At 30.6% G+C, this 23,072-nt stretch carries 21 protein-coding genes and 1 tRNA gene; 8 read left to right on the top strand and 14 right to left on the bottom strand.

Features of this window, described 5'->3' with window-relative positions:
- Positions 1-132: 132 nt before the first annotated feature.
- The gene (locus OA93_RS11240; protein WP_039113309.1) at positions 133-1,443 is read left to right on the top strand and encodes a phenylacetate--CoA ligase family protein; all 1,311 of its coding nucleotides are present in this window, start codon (positions 133-135) and stop codon (positions 1,441-1,443) included.
- A gap of 39 nt (positions 1,444-1,482) precedes the next feature.
- Positions 1,483-2,004 (top strand): ORF6N domain-containing protein, encoded by a 522-nt coding sequence (locus OA93_RS11235; RefSeq protein ID WP_039113308.1) that lies wholly within the window; start codon positions 1,483-1,485, stop codon positions 2,002-2,004.
- Positions 2,005-2,041: 37 nt separating this feature from the next.
- Here the strand turns inward: OA93_RS11235 and OA93_RS11230 are convergent, their stop codons facing one another.
- From OA93_RS11230 to OA93_RS11205, 6 genes are all read right to left on the bottom strand, one after another.
- Positions 2,042-2,812 carry a glycosyltransferase family 2 protein gene (locus tag OA93_RS11230; protein WP_039113307.1) on the bottom strand — a complete coding sequence of 257 codons (771 nt, stop codon included), beginning with the start codon at positions 2,810-2,812 and terminating at the stop codon, positions 2,042-2,044.
- The gene (locus OA93_RS11225; protein WP_039113306.1) at positions 2,812-4,164 is read right to left on the bottom strand and encodes an exopolysaccharide biosynthesis polyprenyl glycosylphosphotransferase; all 1,353 of its coding nucleotides are present in this window, start codon (positions 4,162-4,164) and stop codon (positions 2,812-2,814) included. Before OA93_RS11225 ends, OA93_RS11230 begins: the two co-directional genes overlap by 1 nt.
- Positions 4,165-5,148, bottom strand: coding sequence for a UDP-glucuronic acid decarboxylase family protein (locus OA93_RS11220; RefSeq protein WP_035620191.1), 984 nt, complete (start codon positions 5,146-5,148; stop codon positions 4,165-4,167).
- 144 nt (positions 5,149-5,292) lie between these two features.
- A complete protein-coding gene (locus OA93_RS11215; protein WP_039113305.1) occupies positions 5,293-6,972 on the bottom strand; it encodes a hypothetical protein in 1,680 nt (559 codons plus the stop codon).
- Between the two features lie 30 nt (positions 6,973-7,002).
- On the bottom strand, positions 7,003-8,490 hold the full coding sequence (locus tag OA93_RS11210; RefSeq protein ID WP_039113304.1) for a GH3 auxin-responsive promoter family protein: 1,488 nt from the start codon (positions 8,488-8,490) through the stop codon (positions 7,003-7,005).
- A 3-nt stretch (positions 8,491-8,493) separates the two neighbouring features.
- On the bottom strand, positions 8,494-9,012 hold the full coding sequence (locus tag OA93_RS11205; RefSeq protein ID WP_039113303.1) for a hypothetical protein: 519 nt from the start codon (positions 9,010-9,012) through the stop codon (positions 8,494-8,496).
- A gap of 208 nt (positions 9,013-9,220) precedes the next feature.
- On the opposite strand from OA93_RS11205, the gene tatA reads away from it, so the two are divergent.
- The gene (gene tatA / locus OA93_RS11200; protein WP_035620201.1) at positions 9,221-9,403 is read left to right on the top strand and encodes a twin-arginine translocase TatA/TatE family subunit; all 183 of its coding nucleotides are present in this window, start codon (positions 9,221-9,223) and stop codon (positions 9,401-9,403) included.
- Positions 9,404-9,472: 69 nt separating this feature from the next.
- Here tatA and OA93_RS11195 read toward each other — a convergent pair whose 3' ends face one another.
- Both OA93_RS11195 and OA93_RS11190 read right to left on the bottom strand, forming a co-directional pair.
- Positions 9,473-11,596, bottom strand: coding sequence for a Tex family protein (locus tag OA93_RS11195; RefSeq protein WP_039113302.1), 2,124 nt, complete (start codon positions 11,594-11,596; stop codon positions 9,473-9,475).
- Positions 11,597-11,708: 112 nt separating this feature from the next.
- Complete coding sequence (locus OA93_RS11190; RefSeq protein WP_039113301.1) at positions 11,709-12,527, bottom strand: BRO family protein; 819 nt, start codon at positions 12,525-12,527, stop codon at positions 11,709-11,711.
- An 82-nt stretch (positions 12,528-12,609) separates the two neighbouring features.
- Here OA93_RS11190 and OA93_RS11185 point away from each other — a divergent pair, with 82 nt between their 5' ends.
- Positions 12,610-12,921 (top strand): DUF1294 domain-containing protein, encoded by a 312-nt coding sequence (locus OA93_RS11185; protein ID WP_082001803.1) that lies wholly within the window; start codon positions 12,610-12,612, stop codon positions 12,919-12,921.
- An 846-nt stretch (positions 12,922-13,767) separates the two neighbouring features.
- Here the strand turns inward: OA93_RS11185 and rpiB are convergent.
- Both rpiB and OA93_RS11175 read right to left on the bottom strand, forming a co-directional pair.
- Complete coding sequence (gene rpiB, locus OA93_RS11180; protein WP_039113300.1) at positions 13,768-14,199, bottom strand: ribose 5-phosphate isomerase B; 432 nt, start codon at positions 14,197-14,199, stop codon at positions 13,768-13,770.
- 766 nt (positions 14,200-14,965) lie between these two features.
- Positions 14,966-15,199 (bottom strand): DUF2007 domain-containing protein, encoded by a 234-nt coding sequence (locus OA93_RS11175; RefSeq protein WP_039113299.1) that lies wholly within the window; start codon positions 15,197-15,199, stop codon positions 14,966-14,968.
- Between the two features lie 197 nt (positions 15,200-15,396).
- Between OA93_RS11175 and rnr the strand changes: the two genes are divergently transcribed.
- Genes rnr through OA93_RS11160 form a run of 3 tightly spaced genes read left to right on the top strand, consistent with a single transcriptional unit; the run spans position 15,397 to position 18,969 of the window.
- Positions 15,397-17,577, top strand: coding sequence for a ribonuclease R (gene rnr, locus OA93_RS11170; protein WP_039113298.1), 2,181 nt, complete (start codon positions 15,397-15,399; stop codon positions 17,575-17,577).
- A 25-nt stretch (positions 17,578-17,602) separates the two neighbouring features.
- Complete coding sequence (locus OA93_RS11165) at positions 17,603-18,274, top strand: head GIN domain-containing protein (RefSeq protein WP_039113297.1); 672 nt, start codon at positions 17,603-17,605, stop codon at positions 18,272-18,274.
- Positions 18,275-18,291: 17 nt separating this feature from the next.
- A complete protein-coding gene (locus OA93_RS11160; protein ID WP_039113295.1) occupies positions 18,292-18,969 on the top strand; it encodes a LysE family transporter in 678 nt (225 codons plus the stop codon).
- 205 nt (positions 18,970-19,174) lie between these two features.
- On the opposite strand, the gene OA93_RS25015 is transcribed toward OA93_RS11160, so the two are convergent.
- From OA93_RS25015 to OA93_RS11145, 4 genes are all read right to left on the bottom strand, one after another.
- Positions 19,175-19,245 (bottom strand) — tRNA-Cys (locus tag OA93_RS25015).
- 90 nt (positions 19,246-19,335) lie between these two features.
- Complete coding sequence (gene folB, locus OA93_RS11155) at positions 19,336-19,698, bottom strand: dihydroneopterin aldolase (RefSeq protein ID WP_039113293.1); 363 nt, start codon at positions 19,696-19,698, stop codon at positions 19,336-19,338.
- 2 nt (positions 19,699-19,700) lie between these two features.
- Entirely contained in the window at positions 19,701-19,997 is a 297-nt protein-coding gene (locus OA93_RS11150) for a hypothetical protein (RefSeq protein WP_039113292.1), read from the bottom strand.
- Positions 19,998-20,216, bottom strand: coding sequence for a hypothetical protein (locus OA93_RS11145; protein ID WP_039113291.1), 219 nt, complete (start codon positions 20,214-20,216; stop codon positions 19,998-20,000).
- 110 nt (positions 20,217-20,326) lie between these two features.
- Between OA93_RS11145 and OA93_RS11140 the strand changes: the two genes are divergently transcribed.
- The gene (locus tag OA93_RS11140; RefSeq protein WP_039113290.1) at positions 20,327-22,450 is read left to right on the top strand and encodes a glutamine--tRNA ligase/YqeY domain fusion protein; all 2,124 of its coding nucleotides are present in this window, start codon (positions 20,327-20,329) and stop codon (positions 22,448-22,450) included.
- The last annotated feature ends 622 nt before the right edge of the window (positions 22,451-23,072 follow it).

Genomic DNA, 23,072 nt, shown 5'->3' with positions numbered 1-23,072 from the left:
GTATAGTTGTATTTAGTTGTGGTGCAAAAATAATTGCTTTTAACCTTAAAACAGAATTAATTTTTAAAAAGTTGTTGGTTGTTGAACTTTAGTTGTTGGTAAATATTATTTTTGGTGAAATTTATGCTCCAAATGCTTCGACTTTTTGATCTTTCTCTTATTATAAATGGATTTCCGATTAAGGAAGCTAAAACCGAATTGGATACCATTATTCAGCTTTCCGAAGAAGAACATGCTCAATTTATTGAACATAAAAAAGAAGGAATTGTTGCTTATCATTTACAAAATAATCCATTTTATGCAATGATAGTTGGTGCTGTAAATACCAAAAACTGGAATGATTTACCCGTTTTGAATAAACAGAATTTGCAAAAACCACTTTCTGAGAGATTATCTAAAGGTTATTCTATCAAAAACGTATACCTCAACAAAACCTCTGGGTCAAGCGGAACTCCTTTTGTTTTTGCCAAGGATAAGTATTGCCATGCCCTAACCTGGTCTTCAAATATTATGCGTTTTGGCTGGCACGGAATAAATTTTAATACTTCCTATCAGGCTCGTTTTTATGGGATTCCGATGGATTTTATTGGATACAAAAAAGAACGATTTAAAGATTTTTTGAGTAACCGTTATCGGTTTCCGATTTTTAATTTATCTGATGCCGTTTTAGAAAGCTTTCTAAAAAAATTCAAAGCCAAAAAATTTGATTACCTCAACGGGTATACAAGTTCAATTGTTTTATTTGCTAAGTTTTTAGAAAAGAAAAACATCATATTAAAGGATATTTGCCCTAGTTTAAAAGTTTGTATCGTAACATCTGAAATGCTTTTTGAAAGTGATAAAATTCTTTTGAAGAAGCAATTTGGGATTCCGATCGTTAATGAATATGGAGCATCTGAACTTGATTTAATTGCTTTTGAAAATCCTGATGGAGAATGGCAAATAAATGCAGAAACTCTTTTTGTTGAAATCTTGGACGAGAATAATCAACCAGTTCCTAACGGGACTGAAGGTAAAGTTGTAATTACATCATTATATAATAAAGCCCATCCGTTTATAAGATATGAAATTGGCGACATGGGGATTCTGGATGAAAAAAGTACATTACAAAAGCCTATTTTAAAACAATTGATTGGTAGAACCAATGATATTGCCATTTTACCAAGCGGGAAAAAATCGCCGGGATTAACCTTTTATTATGTGACCAAAAGCATCATAGAAGACGATGGAAATGTAAAAGAGTTTATAATCAAACAAACGCAATTAGATTCTTTTGAAATAGAATATGTTAGTGATAATGAACTCGATAAAAACCAAATTCAGAAAATAGAAGAGGCAATAGACCTTTATCTGGAACCTGATTTAAACTTCACTTTTACCCGAAAAACAGTTTTAGAAAGAACCAATCGCGGAAAACTAAAACAGTTTAAATCTTATTTATAATATAAATAAAATCTTACATTTGTTTTTTTATAAAAACTTATGGACGATCAACCTTTACTTTCTGAAGAAACTATCTCAAACAAAATATATTTTATGCGCGGTCAAAAAGTGATGCTCGCATTTGATTTAGCAATGCTTTACGATGTTCAAACAAAAAGATTAAATGAACAAGTAAAAAGAAATTCATCTCGATTTCCAGAAGATTTCATGTTTCAACTTACGGAAAGTGAATTTGAAAACTTGAAGTCGCAAATTGCGACTTCAAGTTGGGGAGGAAGTAGAACATTACCTTTTGCATTTACGGAACATGGTATTCTCATGATATCAAGCGTTCTAAAAAGCGATAAAGCAATTCAAACCAATATTCAGATCATGCGTATTTTCACGAAAGTGAGACAAATGCTTTTGGACACCACAGAGATTAAGGTTGATATCTTACAGATTCAAAAGAAATTAGAGAATCATGATAAAAATATTGAATTGGTGTTTTCTTATCTGGATGAATTAACAGAGAAAAAAGAAGACGAAAGTGAAAGAGTAAAAATTGGATATAAAAAATAATAAATTCTTTAAGGTCACAAATTGTGACCTTAAAGAATTATAAAAAATATGTCTTTATATATCTTGGTTTAATAACCAATTGTGTGAACAAAAACCGAGTCATATAGATACAGGAAACCACAAAATTAAACCCATGGAATCGTCTGTAAACACCGAAATTATGTTTTATCAATTTGAACTTTGAAGATGAAATGGAATCTTTTCTTATTCTGTAATAAGCCAATGATTCAGGAACAGGTTTTGCTTCTTTGATTTGTTTTAAAATTGTGAGCCACAAACGCCAATCTTGCCTTTTTTGAGTCGCTTCTATTCTGATTTTTCCGAAAAATTCAACATCGTAAATTGCAGTTAAGTTCCCCACATAATTACAGAAGAACAATTCTTCGTAAGTTAAATTTATTGGAGCTTCTATCTTTTTATTTAAAACATTACCTTCTTCATCAATCCACTCATAAAAACTAAATGTAAACGGCAGATCCTTATCTTTTAAGAACTGTATTTGTTTTTCTAATTTTAAGGGAAACCATAAATCATCTGCATCAAGAAACGCAATATACCTTCCAGCTGCTTTATCTAAAGCTATGTTTCTGGCAAAACCATTTCCTGAATTTTTTTCTAATTCAGTTAGTTTTATTCGATTATCGTCTTGAGCAAATTCTTTTATTATTACTACTGTATTATCTGTAGATGCATCATCTACAATAATAATTTCCCAATGAGAATAACTTTGGTTAAGTACTGATTGTATTGTAGAGCGGATGAAATTTTCGCAATTATACGTTGGAATTAAAATAGAAACTAAATCCATTAATATGCTTTTTCATCGCCTTTGAGCGTATTATAAACGGTATCAAAAATGATTTTTATATCTAATAAAATAGACCAATTTTCCATATAAAAGATATCATATTTTACGCGATTGATAATGTCTTTGTCTGTTTCGACTTCACCACGAAAGCCGCTCGTTTGAGCTAATCCTGTAATGCCTGGTTTAACAAAATGGCGTACCATGAATTTATTAACCTGTACGGCATATCTTTCGGTATAACTAACCATATGCGGTCTTGGCCCAACTACCGACATATCGTTTTTTAGAACATTGAAAAACTGAGGTAATTCGTCAATACTGGTTTTCCTCATAAATCTACCAAGTTTAGTAACCCGAACATCATTTTTAGTAATCTGATTCAAATGGGCCACATCATTTAATTTCATTGATCTAAACTTATAACAATCAAACTCTTTATTATTAAGTCCGTTTCGTCTTTGTTTAAAAAATATAGGTCCTTTGGTTTCTAATTTTATTAAAATGGCTAAAATTGGTGTTAACCAGGAAAGTAGTCCAATTAAAATTGTTAAGGAGAAGACAATATCAAAAGCACGTTTAATAACTTTATTAAATTTATCATCTAATCGAATATCTCTTAGTTTTATAACTGGTATGTAGTCATAATATTCGAACATGAAATTTCTGAAAAATATTTGTTTTTCGTCAGGAATAAATTTTAATGTCTTCAAATTATTATCTGCAAAATGAATAATATCTCTCATTTGTTGTTGAGATAAATCGGTCATCGAGCAATACATTTCATCTATTTTATGTACTAAAACAAAATCCAGCATTTTATTAATATGATCTTCCTCTTCACTTTCAATATCAAATATATGAATCAGTTTATAGCCGTAATCCAGATTTTCTGTGAAGAAGTTTTGCAGCGGGGTAACACTTTTGCTGTTTCCCATTAAAACAACTCGTCTGGAATTACCTCCATAAAGAACTCTATATTTTTTTAGGAAAAAATAAACAGAAAACTTAATTGTTAGTATCACCAGGAAAGATGCGCTAATGAATACTATCACTGCAGGTAAGCTTATTTTTTGAGAATAAAAATAAGCTATTGCAAATGTTATTAAGCTAAATAAAACATATTGACTGAGTGCACAATTTAAGATTGCAATTACTTTGGTATATCGATATACTTCATAAAAACCTAAATGAACTGCGATACACAGCCAAGCGACGCTTAAAGCTATAGGAAATGCTATTTGATTAACAGGAAAATCAATTATATAAACCGCAAATACATTGATGATAATTAAATCTATCAAATATGAAAAGGGTCGGATATAACCTGAATATCTTCCTGTTTTTGTCCGCATTTATCTTATATAGTTTGAAAAATCTTTATGTTCTTCTTTTGATAACTCTTCTTTAGAAAGTGATTTAAAATAATCATATGTGATTTTCATACCGTCGGCACGATTTACTTTTGCTTCCCAACCAAGTAATTCTTTTGCCTTTGTAGTATCTGGTTGGCGCTGTAATGGATCGTTTATTGGTAAAGGATGGTAAACTACTTTTTGGTTTGTTCCTGTAAGTTTTATAATTTCTTCAGCAAAATCTTTAATAGTGATTTCATCTGGATTCCCAATATTAACCGGATACACATAATCTGAGTGTAGTAATCTGAAAATTCCTTCTACCTGATCATCTACATAGCAAAATGAACGAGTTTGCATACCATCGCCAAAAATCGTTAAATCTTCGCCACGAAGTGCCTGACCGATAAAAGCAGGAATTACACGACCATCATTAAGTCGCATTCTTGGCCCGTAGGTATTAAAAATACGTACAATTCTGGTTTCTACTCCATGAAAAGTATGATACGCCATTGTTATTGATTCCTGAAAACGTTTTGCCTCATCATAAACTCCACGTGGTCCTATTGTATTTACATTACCATAGTATTCTTCTGTTTGTGGGTGAACCAAAGGATCTCCATAAACCTCAGATGTTGAAGCTATCAAAATTCTTGCTTGTTTTACACGAGCCAATCCTAATAAATTATGTGTTCCTAATGAACCTACTTTTAAGGTTTGAATAGGAATTTTTAAATAATCTATCGGACTTGCTGGTGAAGCAAAATGTAGTATATAATCTAAATCTCCAGGAACATGTACAAATTTTGTGATATCGTGATGATAAAATTCGAAACTTTCAAGTTTAAATAAATGCTCGATGTTTTTTAAATCACCAGTAATTAAGTTATCCATTCCGATAACATAATAACCTTCTTTTATAAAACGGTCGCAAAGATGTGAACCTAAAAATCCTGCTGCTCCTGTAATAAGTATTCTTTTCATTGTATTTTTTGTATGTGGCAAATGTAATTGAATTTATAAATTACATTCTTTAAAATATTGTAATCTAATCTTTGCGATAACATCAATCGCAAACCTATTTTTTGTTTTATCAAGGGCACTTTTGTACCCTTGTATGTAATGCTATTACTTAACGTTAAAAATCTGCTCTAGAATTTTTATCGTAATCAAATATGTTGGTTTTACACCTGTTGTTCCTAATCCTCCAGAAGCCAAAGTACTTCCTGTTTCTAATGGGTTATCTGATGCATAATAAGCATATCTAACTTTTATATCATGCGGAACGCTTTTTCTAATTTTTGAAGCCGATTGAATTGCTTTTTGGTAATATGATCCTTCCATTTCCAGACCAATAACGCTCCAAGTCGATTCGTGAAAGAATTTTAATAAATCACGGTTTTGTAATGATGTTCCTAATACGGTAACCATTGCTCCTTCAAAAACTGCAATATCATTTCCTTCAAACATTGCTCCTTTTAATTCATTCTCGAAAAAGTAATTATCCGCAGTTCCTTCATTTATATGTGCTGTAGGAATCATGATATCTCCTTTTCCTCCTTCTAGAATCCCTGCTTTACCCATAATCGAAACCGATTTTACGTTAAGTAGCGTATCTTTTTTATAAGGTTTTAGTAACTCATCGATAGTTTCATAAGCTTGTTCTCCAAACGCATAATCCATAACAATGATTACTGGTTTTTTATCTCCTAAATCGGCTTTTGGAAATGCTGTTTTTGCCCAATCAATCTTAGCCGTATCAAAAATTTGTACGTCGATATTTGTTCCTGAAGTATCCAGCAACGAAATCATTCCATTTTTTAAGGCAACTGTTTCAACATCTTTACGTATTGCATTTGCTCCTGACTTGCTTAATTCTTCATAAATAAAGAAATCAGACTTGTCCTTGAACTTAGTTTTTAAAACTGGTGTTGCAAAGATAGAATTCATTACACTATGCATGTTAGCACTTATAACATGTATAGGACGGTCAAGAAGCGCATTTGCTTTTAAAACCTCCTTGATGTTTGTTGCCCAGATTTCTCCGTGAATATGGTGTCCTAAACGCTCTCGCAAAATAGGACTGAATGTAATTGTACGTTTATTATTCTCAACAACTTCTTCGATTGCTAATTTTCCTAACCAGTAAATGATATTTAAGAACCTGTCTGGTTCAGCTTCTGATCCAAAAGCATCGTAGATATTAAGAACATCTTCAAATGTTCTTCCTAAGATATTTGCTACATGCGATATTGCTTTCTCTTTCTCTACAAGTGGTAACTTTTTGGTTTGCATTACTGCAAGTTCAAGTTTTAACCAATCGCGTGAAACTTCGCCTCCATCATCTAATAAAACTCTGTTTCTGATTTTATGAGATTCGATAAAGATAAAAGTCAAATGCGTTAAAATATCATAGATATCTGAACGACCACGAGTAATTTCCACGTTCATTTGCTCCTCGTCGATTCTATAACAATTTCTTCTTCTTTTTGGAGGAACAATCGCTTGAAAATGCGATTTAGAATATCCTTCATCTGAAGTTAAATTAATAAAACGACATTGTTCAATTCCTACCGGAAGTCGTTCTATAACATATAAAAGTCCGTTAAGTTCTACTTTCTCTTCGGCAATATTTCCGTAAATTTCTGGTCGTAAAGCTAATAATGCTTCACGTAATGTATCGCCCGAGATTCCCATTGGTTTATAAAAACCTCTGTTAAACAAATGGCGCATTGTAATGTACATTTTTTCGATAGCAGCTGATGATTCTTGTGCTCTTGATCTCGAAATGTTTTTTGATTCTTTCATGCTTAATATATTTTTTGAAACTTTTAAGTTTTATTCATTTTTTAATGCGTCTGCTATATCTCTGTTATTAGACAGTCGCGGAATTTTGTTTTGTCCTCCTAATTTCCCTTGGGATTTCATATAATCCTGGAAACCATTTTTAGTAACTTTGGTTATCACAACCTTTTGCAAAATATTTCCAGTAATTAAATCGTCGTAATAAATGTTTTGCTTTCGCATAGAATCATCTATTGCTTCGGCGAAAGTTAACATATTTTCTGGTTCATTTTCAAATTCTACAAACCATTCATGATATGGTAATCCTTCGGTTGGATTTATTTGTGGTGCAACAGTAAATTCATTTATACGGATATTGGTGTTTTCCATGGCTTCTTTCATAGCGTTTTCGACCTCATTACCAATAACATGCTCTCCAAATGCCGAAATATAATGCTTGATTCTTCCCGATACAATAACTCGATGCGGATATAAAGATGTAAACTGAACGGTATCTCCAATATTATAACCCCAAAGCCCGGCATTTGTAGATATAATCAAGACATAATTTATACCTAACTCTACCTCTCCTATTGTTAATCGTTTTGGATTTTCGCTAAAGAACTCATCTGCTTTTATAAACTCATAAAAAATTCCCGAGTTCAATAACAAGAGCATTCCTTTAGATTTTTGAGAGTCTTGATAGGCGAAGAAACCTTCTGAAGCAGGAAACAACTCGATACTATCAACTTTTCTTCCAATCAGGTTTTCAAACTTCGCGCGGTATGGCTCGTAATTAACTCCACCGTAAATAAAGAGATTGAAGTTTTTAAACAAATCCCCTACTTTCTTTCCGCTTTTCTCTTCTAATCGCTCAAAATACATTTGTACCCAAGACGGAATTCCCGAAATAATAGTCATATCCTGATCTATTGTTTCATCGACAATTGCATTAATTTTAGTTTCCCAATCTTCAATACAATTAGTTTCCCATGATGGTAAACGATTTTTTTGAAGATATTTTGGCACAAAATGAGCTGCAATACCAGATAAGCGACCTAGTTTTATTCCGTTTTTTTCTATCAATTCAGGACTTCCTTGCAAGAAAATCATTTTACCATCTACAAAATCAGCATTTCCCGTTTCATGAATATAATGCAAAATCGCATTTCTTGAAGCTTCAATATGATATGGCATTGATTCTTTGGTAAGCGGAATATACTTTGCTCCCGAAGTTGTACCAGATGTTTTAGCAAAATAAAGTGGTTTTCCTTTCCAGAGAATGTCTTTCTCTCCTACTCGTACTTTATCTATATATCCCTTTAAATCTTCGTAATCTCTTACAGGTACATAGTTTTTAAAATCCTGAATGGTTTTTATTTTATCAAAGTGATGATCTTTTCCAAACTCAGTATCTTTTGCCCCATTTATCAAACTCTTAAAAACCTTCATTTGAGTTTCGACAGGTTTTTTGGCCCAAGCCTGTGTATTGTTATAAATTTTGCTGGCAAATAATTTTGCAGCGACTGATTTTATAGACATTCTTTACTTTTGTTTTTTATCACTTTTATTCTTTTTAACAGAACTAGTGTTTTCCTTTTTTTCTTCGTTTGCCACTTCCTCACGCAGTTTTAATTCCTCTTCGGATGGAGCTAAGTTTACATCTTCCTCTTTTACTTCAACACTCGACAAGATTGAATCTTTATTAAATTTAGCATATTCTAATTGGCCTGTTAGCACTTTTTGAATAGCTTTAATATAAGTTTCATTTTTCTTTAACGCCACCGTTAATGAATCAGATTTTAGAGCTAATTCAGTTGCATTTCTCTTTAATTCTGTTGATGAATATCCTGGTATAAATTCTCTTAACGGAGTAAATGCTATAATAAAAGTTGTAATTAATATTAAAAAAATTGCTCCAAGAGTGGCTACCACAAAAACATTCATGAGGTTAAGTTTGAAAGAAAAAATTTCTTCAAAAGTATCTTCGTTCAAAATAACCAAACGGTTTTTGACAAACAATTTCTTTCTAAACTTGATTCGTTTTAATTTTTTCTCAGACATCGTGGTACTTTAATTGACAAATATAATAATTAATACTGTTGATAAAACGGACAAAATGCAATAGGACTGCCTTTAAAATAGGTTTTTATTAAATATTTAACTTAACAAGAAATAAATTTTTTATAATAAAACCAATTCATATTAACTAATTCTGTATACCTTTGCTTTTATTATATACAAATTTGCTCCGGCAATTAATTATTCAATCATGGGAAGATTAGGTGTTACAGAAATCCTTGTTATATTAGCAGTTGTTTTATTACTTTTTGGAGGTAAAAAAATTCCAGAATTAATGAAAGGTTTAGGTAGTGGAATTAAAGAATTTAAAAACGCTGCAAAAGACGATAACAAAGAACCTGCTGATAAAAAAGAAGAAGAAGAAAAAAAATAGACTTTTAAGTTCTCAAGTCTTAAAATTCGAAATCCCAATAAATATATTGGGATTTCGAATTTTTTTGTTTTATAATATCATTGTTAACTGAATACGCTTTCTATCTTCATCAACCTCAGTCACTTTTACATCTACATGTTGATGTAGTTTTACTACTTCGTTTACATCACTTACAAAACCAGCTTTAAGTTGAGAAATATGAACCAATCCACTTTCTTTAACACCAATGTCAACAAAACAACCAAAGTTGGTGATGTTATTAACAATTCCAGGTAATATCATTCCAGTTTTTACGTCTTTTATCGTTTTTACATTCGGATCAAATTCAAAAACCTTAGCCGATTTTCTAGGATCCAAGCCTGGTTTTTCTAATTCTTTGATGATATCTTTTAATGTTAATAAACCAATTTCTGGCGTGATATAATTCTCTGGTTTAATTAAAGCTGTTCTTTCTTTATTAGCAATAAGATCATTAACTGTTAGTTTTAAATCTTTAGCCATCTTTTCAACAATACCGTATGCTTCAGGATGTACTGCCGAATTATCCAGCGGATTTTTTGCATTGGTAATTCTAATAAAAGCAGCTCCTTGTTGATACGCTTTATCGCCTAAACGAGGTACTTTTTTTAATTGTTTACGATCTTCAAAAGGGCCGTTTTCCGAACGATATTGTACAATATTCTCGGCAAGCTTCTCTCCTATTCCACTCACATAACTTAATAAGTGCTTACTCGCCGTGTTTATGTTTATTCCCACCGAGTTCACACAACGAATTACGGTATTGTCTAGTTCTTCCTTTAATTTTGATTGATCAACATCATGTTGATATTGTCCTACCCCAATTGCTTTTGGATCAATTTTTACCAATTCTGCCAATGGATCCGAAAGTCGTCGCCCTATAGAAACCGATCCACGAACCGTAACATCATAATCAGGAAACTCTTCACGAGCAATTTTAGATGCCGAATATACCGATGCTCCAGCCTCAGAAACTATAAATACCTGAACCGGTTTATCAAACGCTATTTTTTTGATAAAGAACTCTGTTTCACGTGAAGCTGTTCCGTTACCAATAGAAATTGCATCTATTTTATAAGAGTTTACCATCGAGCGAATTTTTTTCATCGCCATAGCATCTTCATGTTGTGGTGCGTGCGGATAGATGGTTTCATTGTATAACAAATCTCCTTTTTCGTCCAGACAAACCACTTTACAACCACTTCTAAATCCTGGATCAATAGCTAAAATTCGTTTTTCCCCAAGTGGCGGCGCAAGCAATAACTGTCCTAAATTATTAGCAAAAACCTGAATAGAATTAGCATCAGCTTTGGCTTTGGCCTCTTGCAAAGTCTCATTTCCTATAGCAGGATTCAACAACCGTTTATAACTATCCTCAATCGCTAACTGTATATGTGGTGTTGTGTTATTTTGTCCTTTTATAACCAGTTCATCAATAACATCATAAGCTTCGTCAATATCAACTTCGACTTTCATTTTTACAAATCCTTCGTTTTCAGCACGAAGCATTGCCAATAATCGGTGTGATGGTGCTTTTGTCAATGGTTCTGACCAATCGAAATACTGATTGAACTTTTGTGCATTTTCATCATCTTTCTTAGTCTTTACAACCTTTGTTGCAATTGTCGATTTACGTTGGTACAATCTACGTAATTGCTTACGAACGTAAATATTTTCGTTAATCCATTCGGCAATGATATCACGAGCTCCTTGCAAAGCAGCTTCTTCGTTTATAACATTCTCATTAATATATTGAGTCGAAATAAAATCAACATCATCATTGCCTTGCGACATGATAATTTTAGCCAACGGCTCAAGTCCATTTTCACGCGCCACATCGGCTTTTGTTTTTTTCTTCTTTTTAAACGGAAGATAAAAATCCTCTATCTCTTGTAAATCAAAACTTTGTTCTATTTTTTGCTTTAATTCAGGCGTAAGTGATTTTTGTTCTTCTATCGATTTTAAAACCGCTTCTTTACGTTTTACAATAACTTCGTATTCTTTTTGCAGTTTTGCAATTTGCTCAATTACAACTTCGTCAAGATTTCCTGTAGTATCTTTTCGATATCTTGAAATAAACGGAATCGTACAATCTTCCTCTAATAATTTAACTGTGTTTTGAATGTTAATCGCTGCTGTTTGAACAGACTTAGCAATGAATTGAATATTAGTCATTCTTATTTAATTTTAACCACAAAGATGCAAAGTGTTTTACAAAGTTTGCAATGGTTTTAGTTATTTATTGGTTTAACGTTATCAAAATTGAACTAAATATTTTAATTCTAATTTACTTTAGCTTTTTTTTTTCAGGAGGTAAAAAGTTTTCTCCTGTTACTACACTTTTTCCTGTTTTATCTTCTAAAGCTATACGTGCATTTTTTGCAATTGCTCCTCCTTTTTTACTTGCTTTCGCATTTTCTATAAGTCCTTTTGCTTCATCACTTTCAGCAATTTGTCGAGTAGAAAGTTCTGCCAAAGCGGTGAAAATTAGTTCCGCTTCAGGCATATGGTCTCTTAAATTTTGAGATTCTAATCCTTTTACTTCCTTATGCTTCTTTACAGATAATCCAGTCCATTCTTGGTGAATAATATTTGTCAGCATCGCAAATTCGTCCTTCTTCTCTACTCCAGATTCTTTCCAGTAATCAGTCAATTTATTACGTGTCTCCTGCCCTGTCATTCGTTGTTGAATCCATTTTTCGCTGCGTCCTAAATTTTGCCAATTTTCGCGGGCGCGATCTAAACTTTGAGCCGGATCAGCCAATTCTTGAATCCTTTCATAGCCTACTTTAGCCAACCATTGTTTAAAAGGTTCTGCTTTTGGAGAAGGAATAGATTGAATTAATCGTAAAAGTTGTTTAGTATCAGCTACATCTGTAATTCTTTGTTTACCGTCAGCTGCTTCCATTTTCAACTGTCCGATAAAATCGGACACTTCACTTCCCTCTTTTAAAAGTTTATTTTTTAAATCTGCCCAATATTTTCTAGGTCTATCAGTTCCTGTTAAAATCTCAATCACATCAATTACCGAGAAATACCAAATTTCCTTTTCAGCATCATAATGGCTTCTTACTTTTTTTTGCTCAAATAATTGTACTGGACTCATTGATTATGAATTACATTATTTATATTCTTTCCCTAAATTTTGATGGGACTAAAATAATATCTTTGTTTTTAATTTTAAGCCAATGAAAGTTTTATTAGTGTATTTTTTTGTTGTAAATAGTATTGCTTTTATCTTAGCCGGATACGATAAATATTTAGCTGTTAAACATAAACGTAGAATATCCGAAAATATGCTGTTTTCAATAACTGCTCTTGGCGGTTCTGTTGGTTTATTATTAGCAATGTTATTGTTTAGACATAAAACGAGTAAACCTTCTTTTATGATAAAATATGCAGGTATTATCCTCCTTCAGGTAGTAATCGCTTTCCTTATATTTTTTTATTACTGTGATGCAGAAACTCTTGTTTGGTTTATGGTAAGTAACAATAAATAGTATTGTTTTTATGTTGTTAATAACTCTACAAAAACCTATTTATCAGATAATTAAATCTAAAAATTTTAAAGATTTACTTCGAGTTTTTTTTGTTAGATTCTTATTAGTAATGCTATTCTTCAAACATAAAACGAGCAAACTTCCTTCCTTCATTAAATACTCTATATTATTTTCTTCAAATAGTAATGCTGACTTTATAATTGCAATCAAAAAATTGTGTTGTTTTAATCAAATCTAGTAATAAAAAGTGTTGTTTTTTCATTGTTAACAACTCCACAAATAGCTATTTATCAAATAATTAAATCTAACATTTTTAAGAATTTACCAATACTACATTGCAATATTCATTATTAACAATGGTATTATATAAATATAAAATAACTAAACCTTCTTTTATAATAAATAGAAGAACTGTCCTTGATAATCACAATCAAAAGGTACTGTTTTGGTAATCAAATCCATTAATAAAGTGTGTTATTATTCCAATTGTTAACAACTCCATAAATAGCTATTTGTCAAATAATTAAATCTAATATTTTTTTTAAATTTACTAATAGTAGATCTACAATATTCATTATTAACAATGGTATTATATAAACATAAAATAACTAAACCTTCTTTTGTAATAAATTAGAAGTACTGTCCTTAATAATTATAATCAAAAGGTACTGTTTCGTTAATCAAATCCATTAATAAAGAGTGTTGTTATTTATTGTTAACAACTCCACAAACACTTATTTATCAATCAATTAAAACCAGTTTTTTTAAACGAAAAAACCGGGTGAATTTTAAAATCCGCCCGGCTTACTATTTTATTGGTGCGAAGCACCCGTTTTTTTGAACTTTTTACTGACAAGCAATCTTATTTACTCTATTTTGGTGTCTTCCACCTTCAAATTCAGTATTTAAAAACGTTTCAACTATTTCTACTGCTTGTGGAATCGATGTAAAACGCGCTGGAATACTAATAATATTAGCATCGTTGTGTAAACGAGTTAAATAAGCAATCTCCTTAGTCCAACATAAACCAGCTCTTACTTTCGGGTGTTTATTAACAGTCATTGCAATTCCGTTTCCGCTTCCGCAAATAACAATTCCAAAATCTGCCTTACCTTCAGATATATCTGTAGCAACAGGATGACCAAAATCTGGATAATCTACAGAATCCTCAGAATCTGTACCATAGTTAGTTACCTCATGTCCTTTTGCTTTAAGCATAGCAACAATTGCTTTTTTATATTCTGGTCCTGCGTGATCGTTTCCTATTGAAATTTTCATTATTAAGTTATATTAAGTTGTGTAGTGCAAATTTAACTAATTAATAAATGGTTGCCACGAATTTCCCTAATTTTCCCTAATTTTTTACTTAATAACTTTTAAAAACATAGTTTTAGTAATTCGTACTTATTGATGAAATTTGTATTAGAAAAAGCTTAATATATAACTCACTTCATATCAAAAACTTAACACTTATTAACATTATTAACAACGCTATAAGTATCTAGTAATCAATGAAAAATAAACATCTTTTTTGTTAAAATTTTATATTGTTAATAGCAAAAGCTAATTCGTTGATATTCAGTTAACTTTAAATTAACATCTTTTGTTAATAACTACAGAAAGAAAATTAGAAGTTTTTTTTGGTTGTGTCATAAAAAAACCTAATCCAAAACTGGAACTTAATAACCTAATAAAGTTTGGTGAATTTTTAGAAAAGTTATCAATATCAAAAAGTACATTTTCAACAAATATCAACATATGAAGTTATCTACAAAATGAATTCATTTTAGGTTGTTAACCAATGTTAATTAAAATCTAAAAAGTCTTAGAAATTAATCCTTTAACAAAATATAAGTATGTTAATAACTCTATATAACTAAGAGAAACTTCATTTCAATGCTTTTAAAAATAAATTTATATGACATATTAACACACTATAATAACAACCAAAAATTAATTAAATTTAAATTTTTCTTTTTTATATATATAATATATGTTGACAACTTTGAAAATTTAAAAAGAAAAAAAATTTGAGAATTTGAATTTAAACGATTGAAAGTGGATTATTGAGGTTGTCAAGAATTTCCTGAACTCTTTCGAAATCCTCTGGATGAACGTTGAGTTTGATCCCGCCCAAAGCTGCTGAGTAAAAAGGAGCCACCGATAAGGTCATTTCGTTCTCCAGGTAGTATGGAATGTCTTCTTGTTCTAGTAAGTGTTTTAGAACGACTGTTTCGTGCAGATAATTGAATGTAGCAATAGTTTTAAAGCTTTCCATAAAGGTCTTTTCGTAAAGATACGAAATGGGCATTATTAAAAATTTGTAGCTAACAGTAATTTAAGTATGCTAATTACAAATGACCTTTGAAAATCAATAAATATCTCCCTTTGAAAGTTATATTTTTAATAAAATGTACCCTAAAAAGTATTATCTGATATCTTCTTTGTAATTTTAAACCTTATAAGAAAAGATATATGAGTAAGAAAATTAGAAAACCGATAAAGAATGAGAAAGATTTCTCAAGTAAGATTATAAAAATTTTATCGCAACATGCTAATAAACCATTTAATTACAAACAAATAGGAGCGAAGCTCGAACTAGACGATACTAAAAGTCGTAACCAAATTATAAAAGATTTAAAGATTCTGGCTTCTCAAAATAAGATTGTAGAATCAGAACCAGGTAAATATTTAATCAAAGCAATTAGTCAGGATTATTACGAAGGTACGATTGATATGACAAGTCGTAAAACAGCATATTTTATTTGTCCTGATTTTACTGAAGATGTTTTTATCCCTACAAATAATTTAAATCGTGCACTAGATAAAGATAAAGTAAAAGTTTACGTTTATAATAGAAGAAAAGGGAAACGTCCTGAAGGAGAAGTAATTGAAGTAATTGAAAGAAATAAAACTGACTTTGTTGGAGTTATTGACATTCAGAACAACTTCGCTTTTGTCTCTACTGCAAATCCTAAAATGTACACTGATATTTTTATTCCAAAAGATAAAATAGGTGAGGCACAAAATGGTGATGTTGTTTTAGTTACAATAGAAGATTGGCCAAAAAGAGCTGATAGCCCGTTTGGATCAGTGGTTAAAGTTTTAGGAAAACCTGGTGAACACGATACCGAGATTCATGCTATTTTGGCTGAATATGGTTTACCATCAGATTTCCCAGTAGAAGTAGAAGTTTATGCACAAAAAATAGATACATCCATACAAGAAAGCGAAATTGCTAAGCGTCGTGATATGCGAGATACGCTTACGTTTACGATAGACCCAAAAGATGCAAAAGATTTTGATGATGCCTTATCTTTCAAGAAATTAGAAAACGGAAATTACGAGATAGGTATTCATATTGCTGATGTTTCGTATTATCTGGAGGAAGGAACTATCCTTGATGATGAAGCTTATCAACGTGCAACATCAGTATATTTAGTAGATAGAGTAGTACCAATGTTACCAGAAGTGTTATCTAACTTTGCATGTTCATTACGACCTAACGAAGAGAAATATACTTTCTCGGCAGTTTTTGAAGTATCAGAGAATGCACAAGTTATTAACCAATGGTTTGGTAGAACAGTAATATATTCTGATCAGCGATTTGCTTATGAAGAAGCACAATATATTATTGAAACAAAAGATAATACAATTCCAGAAGAAACTTCTATTACAGGAAGTTCTTATGTAGTTTCGGACGAAATTGTAAATGCAACTTTAAAACTGGATGAATTAGCTAAGATTTTAAGAAAGAAAAGAATGGCCAATGGAGCTATTTCTTTTGATAAAGTCGAAGTTAAATTTGATTTGAATGCCGAAGGAGAACCAGAAGGAGTTTATTTTAAAGTTTCGAAAGATGCCAATCATTTAATCGAAGAATTCATGCTTTTGGCAAACAGAAAAGTTGCCGAATACATTGGCAAACAAAAGAAAACATTTGTTTATAGAATTCACGATGAACCAAATGAAGATAAATTAATTGCAATGCAATCCGTAATTGCTAAGTTTGGTTACAAGATAGATTTCCGAAATAAAGGAGATATTTCTAAATCATTAAATGCTTTAATGGAAGAAGTTAATGGTAAAAAAGAACAAAACTTAATTGATACTCTTGCTATTAGAAGTATGAGTAAAGCCAAATATTCGACAGATAATATTGGTCATTATGGTTTAGCTTTTGATTATTATAGCCATTTTACATCGCCAATACGTCGTTATCCAGATGTTATGGTACATAGATTATTGCAGTATTATCTAGACGGAGGAAAATCTGTAGATGAAGAAACATATGAAACCAAGTGTTTACATTGTTCAAATATGGAAGGTTTAGCTACAAATGCTGAGCGTGATAGTATTAAATACATGCAGGTTAAATACATGCAAGATCATAGAGACGAAGAATTCCTGGGTGTTATTTCTGGAGTTACAGAATGGGGAATTTATGTTGAAATTGTTTCTAATAAATGCGAAGGTATGGTAAGAATCAGAGAGATAAAAGATGACTATTATACATTTGATGAAAAACAGTATGCGCTTGTTGGAGCTACTTCAGATAAGATATTACAATTAGGCGATGAGATTTACGTTAAAGTAAAAAATGCTGATTTAGTTAAAAAACAATTAGATTTTCATTTTTTAAGAAGAGCAGAATAAATAGTAAAAATTAAAAAGGGAAAACATGAAAAAGATTTTGATTGGAGTTGCAATTTTATTTGTACAAATGTCATTTGGTCAGGTAACCAAAAGTTTAGGGGATTTTGATAAAGTGAAAGTATTCGATAAATTGAGTATTACATTAATTGAAAGTTCAGAAAACAAGATAGTTATAAAAGGAAAAAGAGAAAGTGAAGTAGAAGTTGTTAATAAAAACGGAGAACTAAAACTAAGAATGCCTTTTCCTAAATTAATGTCAGGAGATGATGTTTCTATCCAGCTTTATTACAAACGTATCGAAAGCATTGATGTAAGCGAAGGAAGTATTGTTTCTAGTAAAGAAACTTTCAAGCAAACAACAATTGATTTAAACTCTAAAGAAGGAGGAGAAATCAATGTAATTTTAGATGTTGATAATGCCAAAGTAAGAGCTGTTTCTGGAGGAATTATAAAAGTATCTGGAGATGCTAAAACACAAGTTGCTAATTTAGGTTCAGGAGGAATTCTTAGAGCAAGAACATTACATACCTCACAAACGACAATAAACGTTTCTGCGGGAGGAAATGCTGAAATCTATGCTACTACCTTAGTTGATGCAAAAGTTAACGCTGGAGGCTATATTTACATCTATGGTAAACCAAAACAAATTAACCAAAAAACGGTTCTGGGCGGTAAGATTGAAGAGAAAGAAGAATAAATCGAAATTGTATTTTAATGATAAATGATATTTTAGCAGGGATTCCATGGGGAGTATTTTTAAGCTTTATGGTAGGCCCAGTATTTTTTATATTACTTGAAACAAGTATTACCAAAGGTTTTAGAGCTGCATTGGTTTTTGATTTAGGTGTAATTCTAGGAGATATTTTCTTTATAGCTATAGCTTATTTAGGAAGTTATAGATTAATTAAAAGTTTACAAGATAAACCAGCTCTTTTTATTTTTGGTGGTATAATCATGTTAGCTTATGGTATTATTTCGTTTGTACAACTCAAGAAAGAAGAGAAAATAAATGACGAAGAAATAGACCGTGACATTATCAAAAGAAACTACGGAAGTCTTTTTGTAAAAGGTTTTTTCCTAAACGTTATTAACATTGGAGTTCTTGGTTTTTGGGTTGCGATCATTATTTCAATCGGTCCAAAATTAGAAATGCAAACTTCTAGAATGATGACATTTTTTGTTACAGTAGTAGTAACTTATCTAGTTATAGATTGTATTAAAATTGTTTTAGCAAAGCAATTAAAGTCTAAGATGACACCATCTAATATTCTTAAAATTAAAAAAGGAATAAGTGTTGTTCTAATGATTTTTGGTTTTGTTTTAATTATTCAAGGATGGTTTCCAAAAGAAAAAGAAATGGTTAAACATGCTTTTGAGAAGATAGAAAAGTAATTATTAATAACTGCAAATTATAGTTTTAAACCTCTCATTATGAGAGGTTTTTTTATGTTTAAAAGCTTTGAAACTCTTTGTCAAAGTTCAAAAATTTTACAAAGATAATTACACTCTCATATAAGACTTCAATTCCGTTCAATCTGACATAAAGTAGTAAAAATTAAGCACAAAAAAAAGAGACACATTTCTGTATCTCTTTTTGAGGCATCGTCCGGATTCGAACCGGAGTAGGAGCTTTTGCAGAGCCCAGCCTAGCCGCTCGGCCACGACGCCATTGTTGAACGGATGGCAAAAGTAACCATAATCTTTAAATTTTAAAAACTTAAAGCCAACTATTTTTAAAAATTATTAAAAGAAATAATTTTACTTCTTTCTAGTTTCTTTCATTCTAATTGTAACCGACTCAACATCACCACCAATAGGAGGATTAATTTTAGAAACCTCTACTATTGTTTTTGTGATCATCGGAATCTCTTCTAGTACTCTTGTAATGATTCTTTTGGCTACATGTTCTAATAATTTAGATCTAATTGCCATTTCTTCTTCCACAATTTTGTTTAAATGTACGTAATCAACAGTATCGGCAAGATGATCTGACTCGGCAGATTTTCTTAAATTGGCATGAATTTCTAAATTCACTTCATAGTCAGATCCAATTTTTCCTTCTTCAATTAAACATCCGTGGTAAGAAAAAGTACGGATATTTTTTAGTTTAATAATTCCCATTTTTATAATTTTATTCTTGTAATATTTGGATTTTGGTAATTGGATGTTACAGCCAGTACGGAAACTAATTTCTCGTTTTCATCAATTGTAAAATGAATTGTATAAGGTAATTTCTTTAAAGGTAAAGTACGAACAATATTATATTTTTCTTCAAAAAAAGGAAAGGTCTTTAAAGTTTCTACGTAATCTTGATATTCATTAAAGAATTTTGTTCCCAGTCCATTAGTTAAAGATTCATAATATTCAGCAATTTCATCTACTTCTAAGTCAGCACATAATAGAATAATTATTTCATACATTTATTTATTCCATTTAGCGTTGAGCTTTTTTTTAGATTCTTCCCAACTTATATAATCTTCTGGTTTGGCATTTTTCATACGTTCTAAAACCATTTCCTGCTGCCATAACGGAATTTCATTCGGAGTGTTTTCGTCTATAGAAACATCTGGAATATGTTTGAAAAAACTAATAAAAGTTTCGTAAAAATCGTCTGGTATTGTAACAGTTAATTGTCTCATAACTTTGATTATTTATGCAAAAATAGCAATAAATTTAATTCAAAGTCTCTTAGGCCCAAATCTCAATCTATCATCTATTTTTTTATCTTTGCTAAAATTACTATAAAATAATGGCATCAGAAGAAAAATCACTCAATTTTATTGAACAAATCATAGAAGAAGATTTAAAATCAGGTCTATCAAAAAATAAACTTCATTTTCGTTTTCCACCAGAACCAAATGGTTATTTACATATTGGTCACGCAAGTTCTATTGCTTTAAATTTTGGATTAGGACTTGATTATCAATCTCCTGTGAATTTACGTTTTGATGATACTAATCCTGAAAAAGAAGAACAAGAATTTGTTGATGCAATAAAAAATGATGTTGAATGGTTAGGTTATACTTGGTCAGAAGAGCGTTATGCATCCGATTATTTTCAACAATTATATGATTGGGCAGTTTTATTAATTAAAAAAGATAAAGCTTATGTTGATAGTCAATCTTCTGAAGATATGGCTATTCAAAAAGGAACTCCATCTACAACAGGTACAGATAGCCCATATAGAAATCGTTCTGTAGAAGAGAATCTAGACTTATTCGAAAGAATGAGAAATGGAGAATTTGAGGCTGGAACTCATATTTTGCGTGCAAAAATAGACATGAAATCTACCAATATGTTGATGCGTGACCCTATTATGTACAGAATTTTACATAAAGAACATCATAGAACTGGAGATGCCTGGAAAATATACCCAATGTACGATTGGGCACACGGACAAAGTGATTATCTAGAAGGTATTTCACACTCATTTTGTACATTAGAATTTTTGCCTCATCGTGAATTATACGATTGGTTTTTAGATCAAATTATAGATGAAGATAAACTACGTCCTAAGCAAAGAGAATTTGCAAGACGTAATCTTTCACATACTGTTGTAAGTAAAAGAAAATTACAACAACTAGTTAAAGAACACCATGTTAATGGCTGGGATGATCCAAGAATGTCAACAATTTCTGGATTAAGAAGAAGAGGATATACTGCTGCTTCATTACGTAATTTTGCTAATTCTACAGGAATTGCAAAACGTGATAATTTAATAAGTGTATCCGTTTTAGAGTTTTGTATTCGTGAAGATTTAAACAAAATTGCACCTCGTGTAATGGCTGTTTTAGATCCTGTAAAATTGGTAATTACTAATTATCCTGAAGGAAAAGAAGAGTTGCTTGACGCAGAAAATAACCAAGAAGATGATACTGCTGGATTCAGAAAAGTACCATTTTCAAGAGAATTATATATAGAAAGAGAAGACTTTCTGGAAGAAGCTCCTGCTAAATTTTTCCGTTTAACATTAGGAAAAGAAGTACGTCTTAAAAATGCTTATATCATTAAAGGAGAAAGTGTTATAAAAGATGCTGAAGGAAATATTACAGAAATTCATGTTACTTATGATACTGATTCTTTAAGTGGAAGTGGAAGTGAAGCAAGCCAACGCAAAGTATCTGGAACGTTACATTGGGTTTCGATTGCACATGCAGTAGAAGCTGAAGTTCGTTTATATGATCGTTTGTTTATAGATGAAGCTCCAGACAGTTATAAAGAGAAAAATTTCTTAGATTTTGTAAATCCAAATTCACTAGAAATTGTTACTGGATTTGTTGAACCAAGTTTAGCTACAGCTCAAAATGAAGATAAATTTCAGTTTCAACGTTTAGGTTATTTTACTGTTGATAAAGATTCAACTCCTTCAAAATTAGTGTTTAACAAGACTGTTGGACTTAAAGATGCTTGGGAAGAAAAAGGTAAAAAAGAAGAAAATAGCATTAATAATTCTTTAAAAGATATCAATAAATATTTTAAAGTTGAAACTGCTGATGAACGTTTAGTAATTGAAAAAACAATTGCTGAGAGTATCAAGAACATTTCTAGTTTTTCTTTATTACAAAATTCATTAAAGAAGAATATTAATAATAATAAGAGTTCTTTGTTATTTGCTCAATTCATTTTGAAATTTTCACATTTAAAATATTATGATTTTGATAAAGAAGATATCAAAAAATTATTTACAATGTCGCTAAGAAGTGAATCTACACATGTGCGTTATGAAGCTCTTTTAAATTCAAGAGATTTAAATGATCTTGATATTAAGAATAGTTTTTACAGTGATTTTTTAAAATTAGAAGCAAATGTTCCTAAAAATGCTTCGGAAAATGAAATTTTAATTATATCTCAGATTAGTGAAATTTATAAATAAATATAATCTATCGAAAAGCGCTTTTAATAAGCGCTTTTTTTATTATTTATAATTTCTATTAAAAAGTAAAATTTAATAGTTTTCTCAGATTAAAATCGACCTCCATAAATTGATTTTAAGACGTTTTTAATAATCAGTCAATATAATTATCGTTTTTATAAAAATAATTAATTAGCGTTCTTTATTTTAGTTTTAGACTTAATTTTAAGATGATTTTGTTGTTGTTAACATCCAAATGTTTATAAGTATAGGATCTTTGCAATTCTGATTCATTTTGCACGATATTCAATTCAATTTTTCACTTAGCTACTGTTTTACAATTTTGATTTTACAATTTCATGTTTTGAAATCATTTTGACAAATCAAAAAATAATTCTCCCAACTTTAAAAATAGGATGAAAATTAATTATCAATTTTATTTATGTAATTGTTTATTATATGTTGTTTTATTTATTATTTGTATTAGTTATTGTTTTGAAATTTTATATAGTTTTTATAGATTAAAATCAGCTTTCATATATTGATTTTAAGACGTTTTTAAGATTAAGATAACTCTATTATTGGTTTTGTAAAAATAATTCAATAGCGCTCTTTATTTTAATTTTAGACCCGATTTTAAGAT

Source organism: Flavobacterium sp. KMS, assembly GCF_000813005.1.
GTDB lineage: Bacteria > Bacteroidota > Bacteroidia > Flavobacteriales > Flavobacteriaceae > Flavobacterium.
The sequence above is the reverse complement of the archived record's forward strand: the minus strand, read 5'-3'. Positions and strand labels throughout refer to the sequence as shown.

Bases quoted from the DNA above. Each gene is read 5' to 3' on its own strand.
- OA93_RS11240 (WP_039113309.1), top strand. From the start codon at position 133: ATGCTTCGACTTTTTGATCTTTCTCTTATTATAAATGGATTTCCGATT.
- OA93_RS11235 (WP_039113308.1), top strand. From the start codon at position 1,483: ATGGACGATCAACCTTTACTTTCTGAAGAAACTATCTCAAACAAAATA.
- OA93_RS11230 (WP_039113307.1), bottom strand. From the start codon at position 2,812: ATGGATTTAGTTTCTATTTTAATTCCAACGTATAATTGCGAAAATTTC.
- OA93_RS11225 (WP_039113306.1), bottom strand. From the start codon at position 4,164: ATGCGGACAAAAACAGGAAGATATTCAGGTTATATCCGACCCTTTTCA.
- OA93_RS11220 (WP_035620191.1), bottom strand. From the start codon at position 5,148: ATGAAAAGAATACTTATTACAGGAGCAGCAGGATTTTTAGGTTCACAT.
- OA93_RS11215 (WP_039113305.1), bottom strand. From the start codon at position 6,972: ATGAAAGAATCAAAAAACATTTCGAGATCAAGAGCACAAGAATCATCA.
- OA93_RS11210 (WP_039113304.1), bottom strand. From the start codon at position 8,490: ATGTCTATAAAATCAGTCGCTGCAAAATTATTTGCCAGCAAAATTTAT.
- OA93_RS11205 (WP_039113303.1), bottom strand. From the start codon at position 9,012: ATGTCTGAGAAAAAATTAAAACGAATCAAGTTTAGAAAGAAATTGTTT.
- tatA (WP_035620201.1), top strand. From the start codon at position 9,221: ATGGGAAGATTAGGTGTTACAGAAATCCTTGTTATATTAGCAGTTGTT.
- OA93_RS11195 (WP_039113302.1), bottom strand. From the start codon at position 11,596: ATGACTAATATTCAATTCATTGCTAAGTCTGTTCAAACAGCAGCGATT.
- OA93_RS11190 (WP_039113301.1), bottom strand. From the start codon at position 12,527: ATGAGTCCAGTACAATTATTTGAGCAAAAAAAAGTAAGAAGCCATTAT.
- OA93_RS11185 (WP_082001803.1), top strand. From the start codon at position 12,610: ATGAAAGTTTTATTAGTGTATTTTTTTGTTGTAAATAGTATTGCTTTT.
- rpiB (WP_039113300.1), bottom strand. From the start codon at position 14,199: ATGAAAATTTCAATAGGAAACGATCACGCAGGACCAGAATATAAAAAA.
- OA93_RS11175 (WP_039113299.1), bottom strand. From the start codon at position 15,199: ATGGAAAGCTTTAAAACTATTGCTACATTCAATTATCTGCACGAAACA.
- rnr (WP_039113298.1), top strand. From the start codon at position 15,397: ATGAGTAAGAAAATTAGAAAACCGATAAAGAATGAGAAAGATTTCTCA.
- OA93_RS11165 (WP_039113297.1), top strand. From the start codon at position 17,603: ATGAAAAAGATTTTGATTGGAGTTGCAATTTTATTTGTACAAATGTCA.
- OA93_RS11160 (WP_039113295.1), top strand. From the start codon at position 18,292: ATGATAAATGATATTTTAGCAGGGATTCCATGGGGAGTATTTTTAAGC.
- folB (WP_039113293.1), bottom strand. From the start codon at position 19,698: ATGGGAATTATTAAACTAAAAAATATCCGTACTTTTTCTTACCACGGA.
- OA93_RS11150 (WP_039113292.1), bottom strand. From the start codon at position 19,997: ATGTATGAAATAATTATTCTATTATGTGCTGACTTAGAAGTAGATGAA.
- OA93_RS11145 (WP_039113291.1), bottom strand. From the start codon at position 20,216: ATGAGACAATTAACTGTTACAATACCAGACGATTTTTACGAAACTTTT.
- OA93_RS11140 (WP_039113290.1), top strand. From the start codon at position 20,327: ATGGCATCAGAAGAAAAATCACTCAATTTTATTGAACAAATCATAGAA.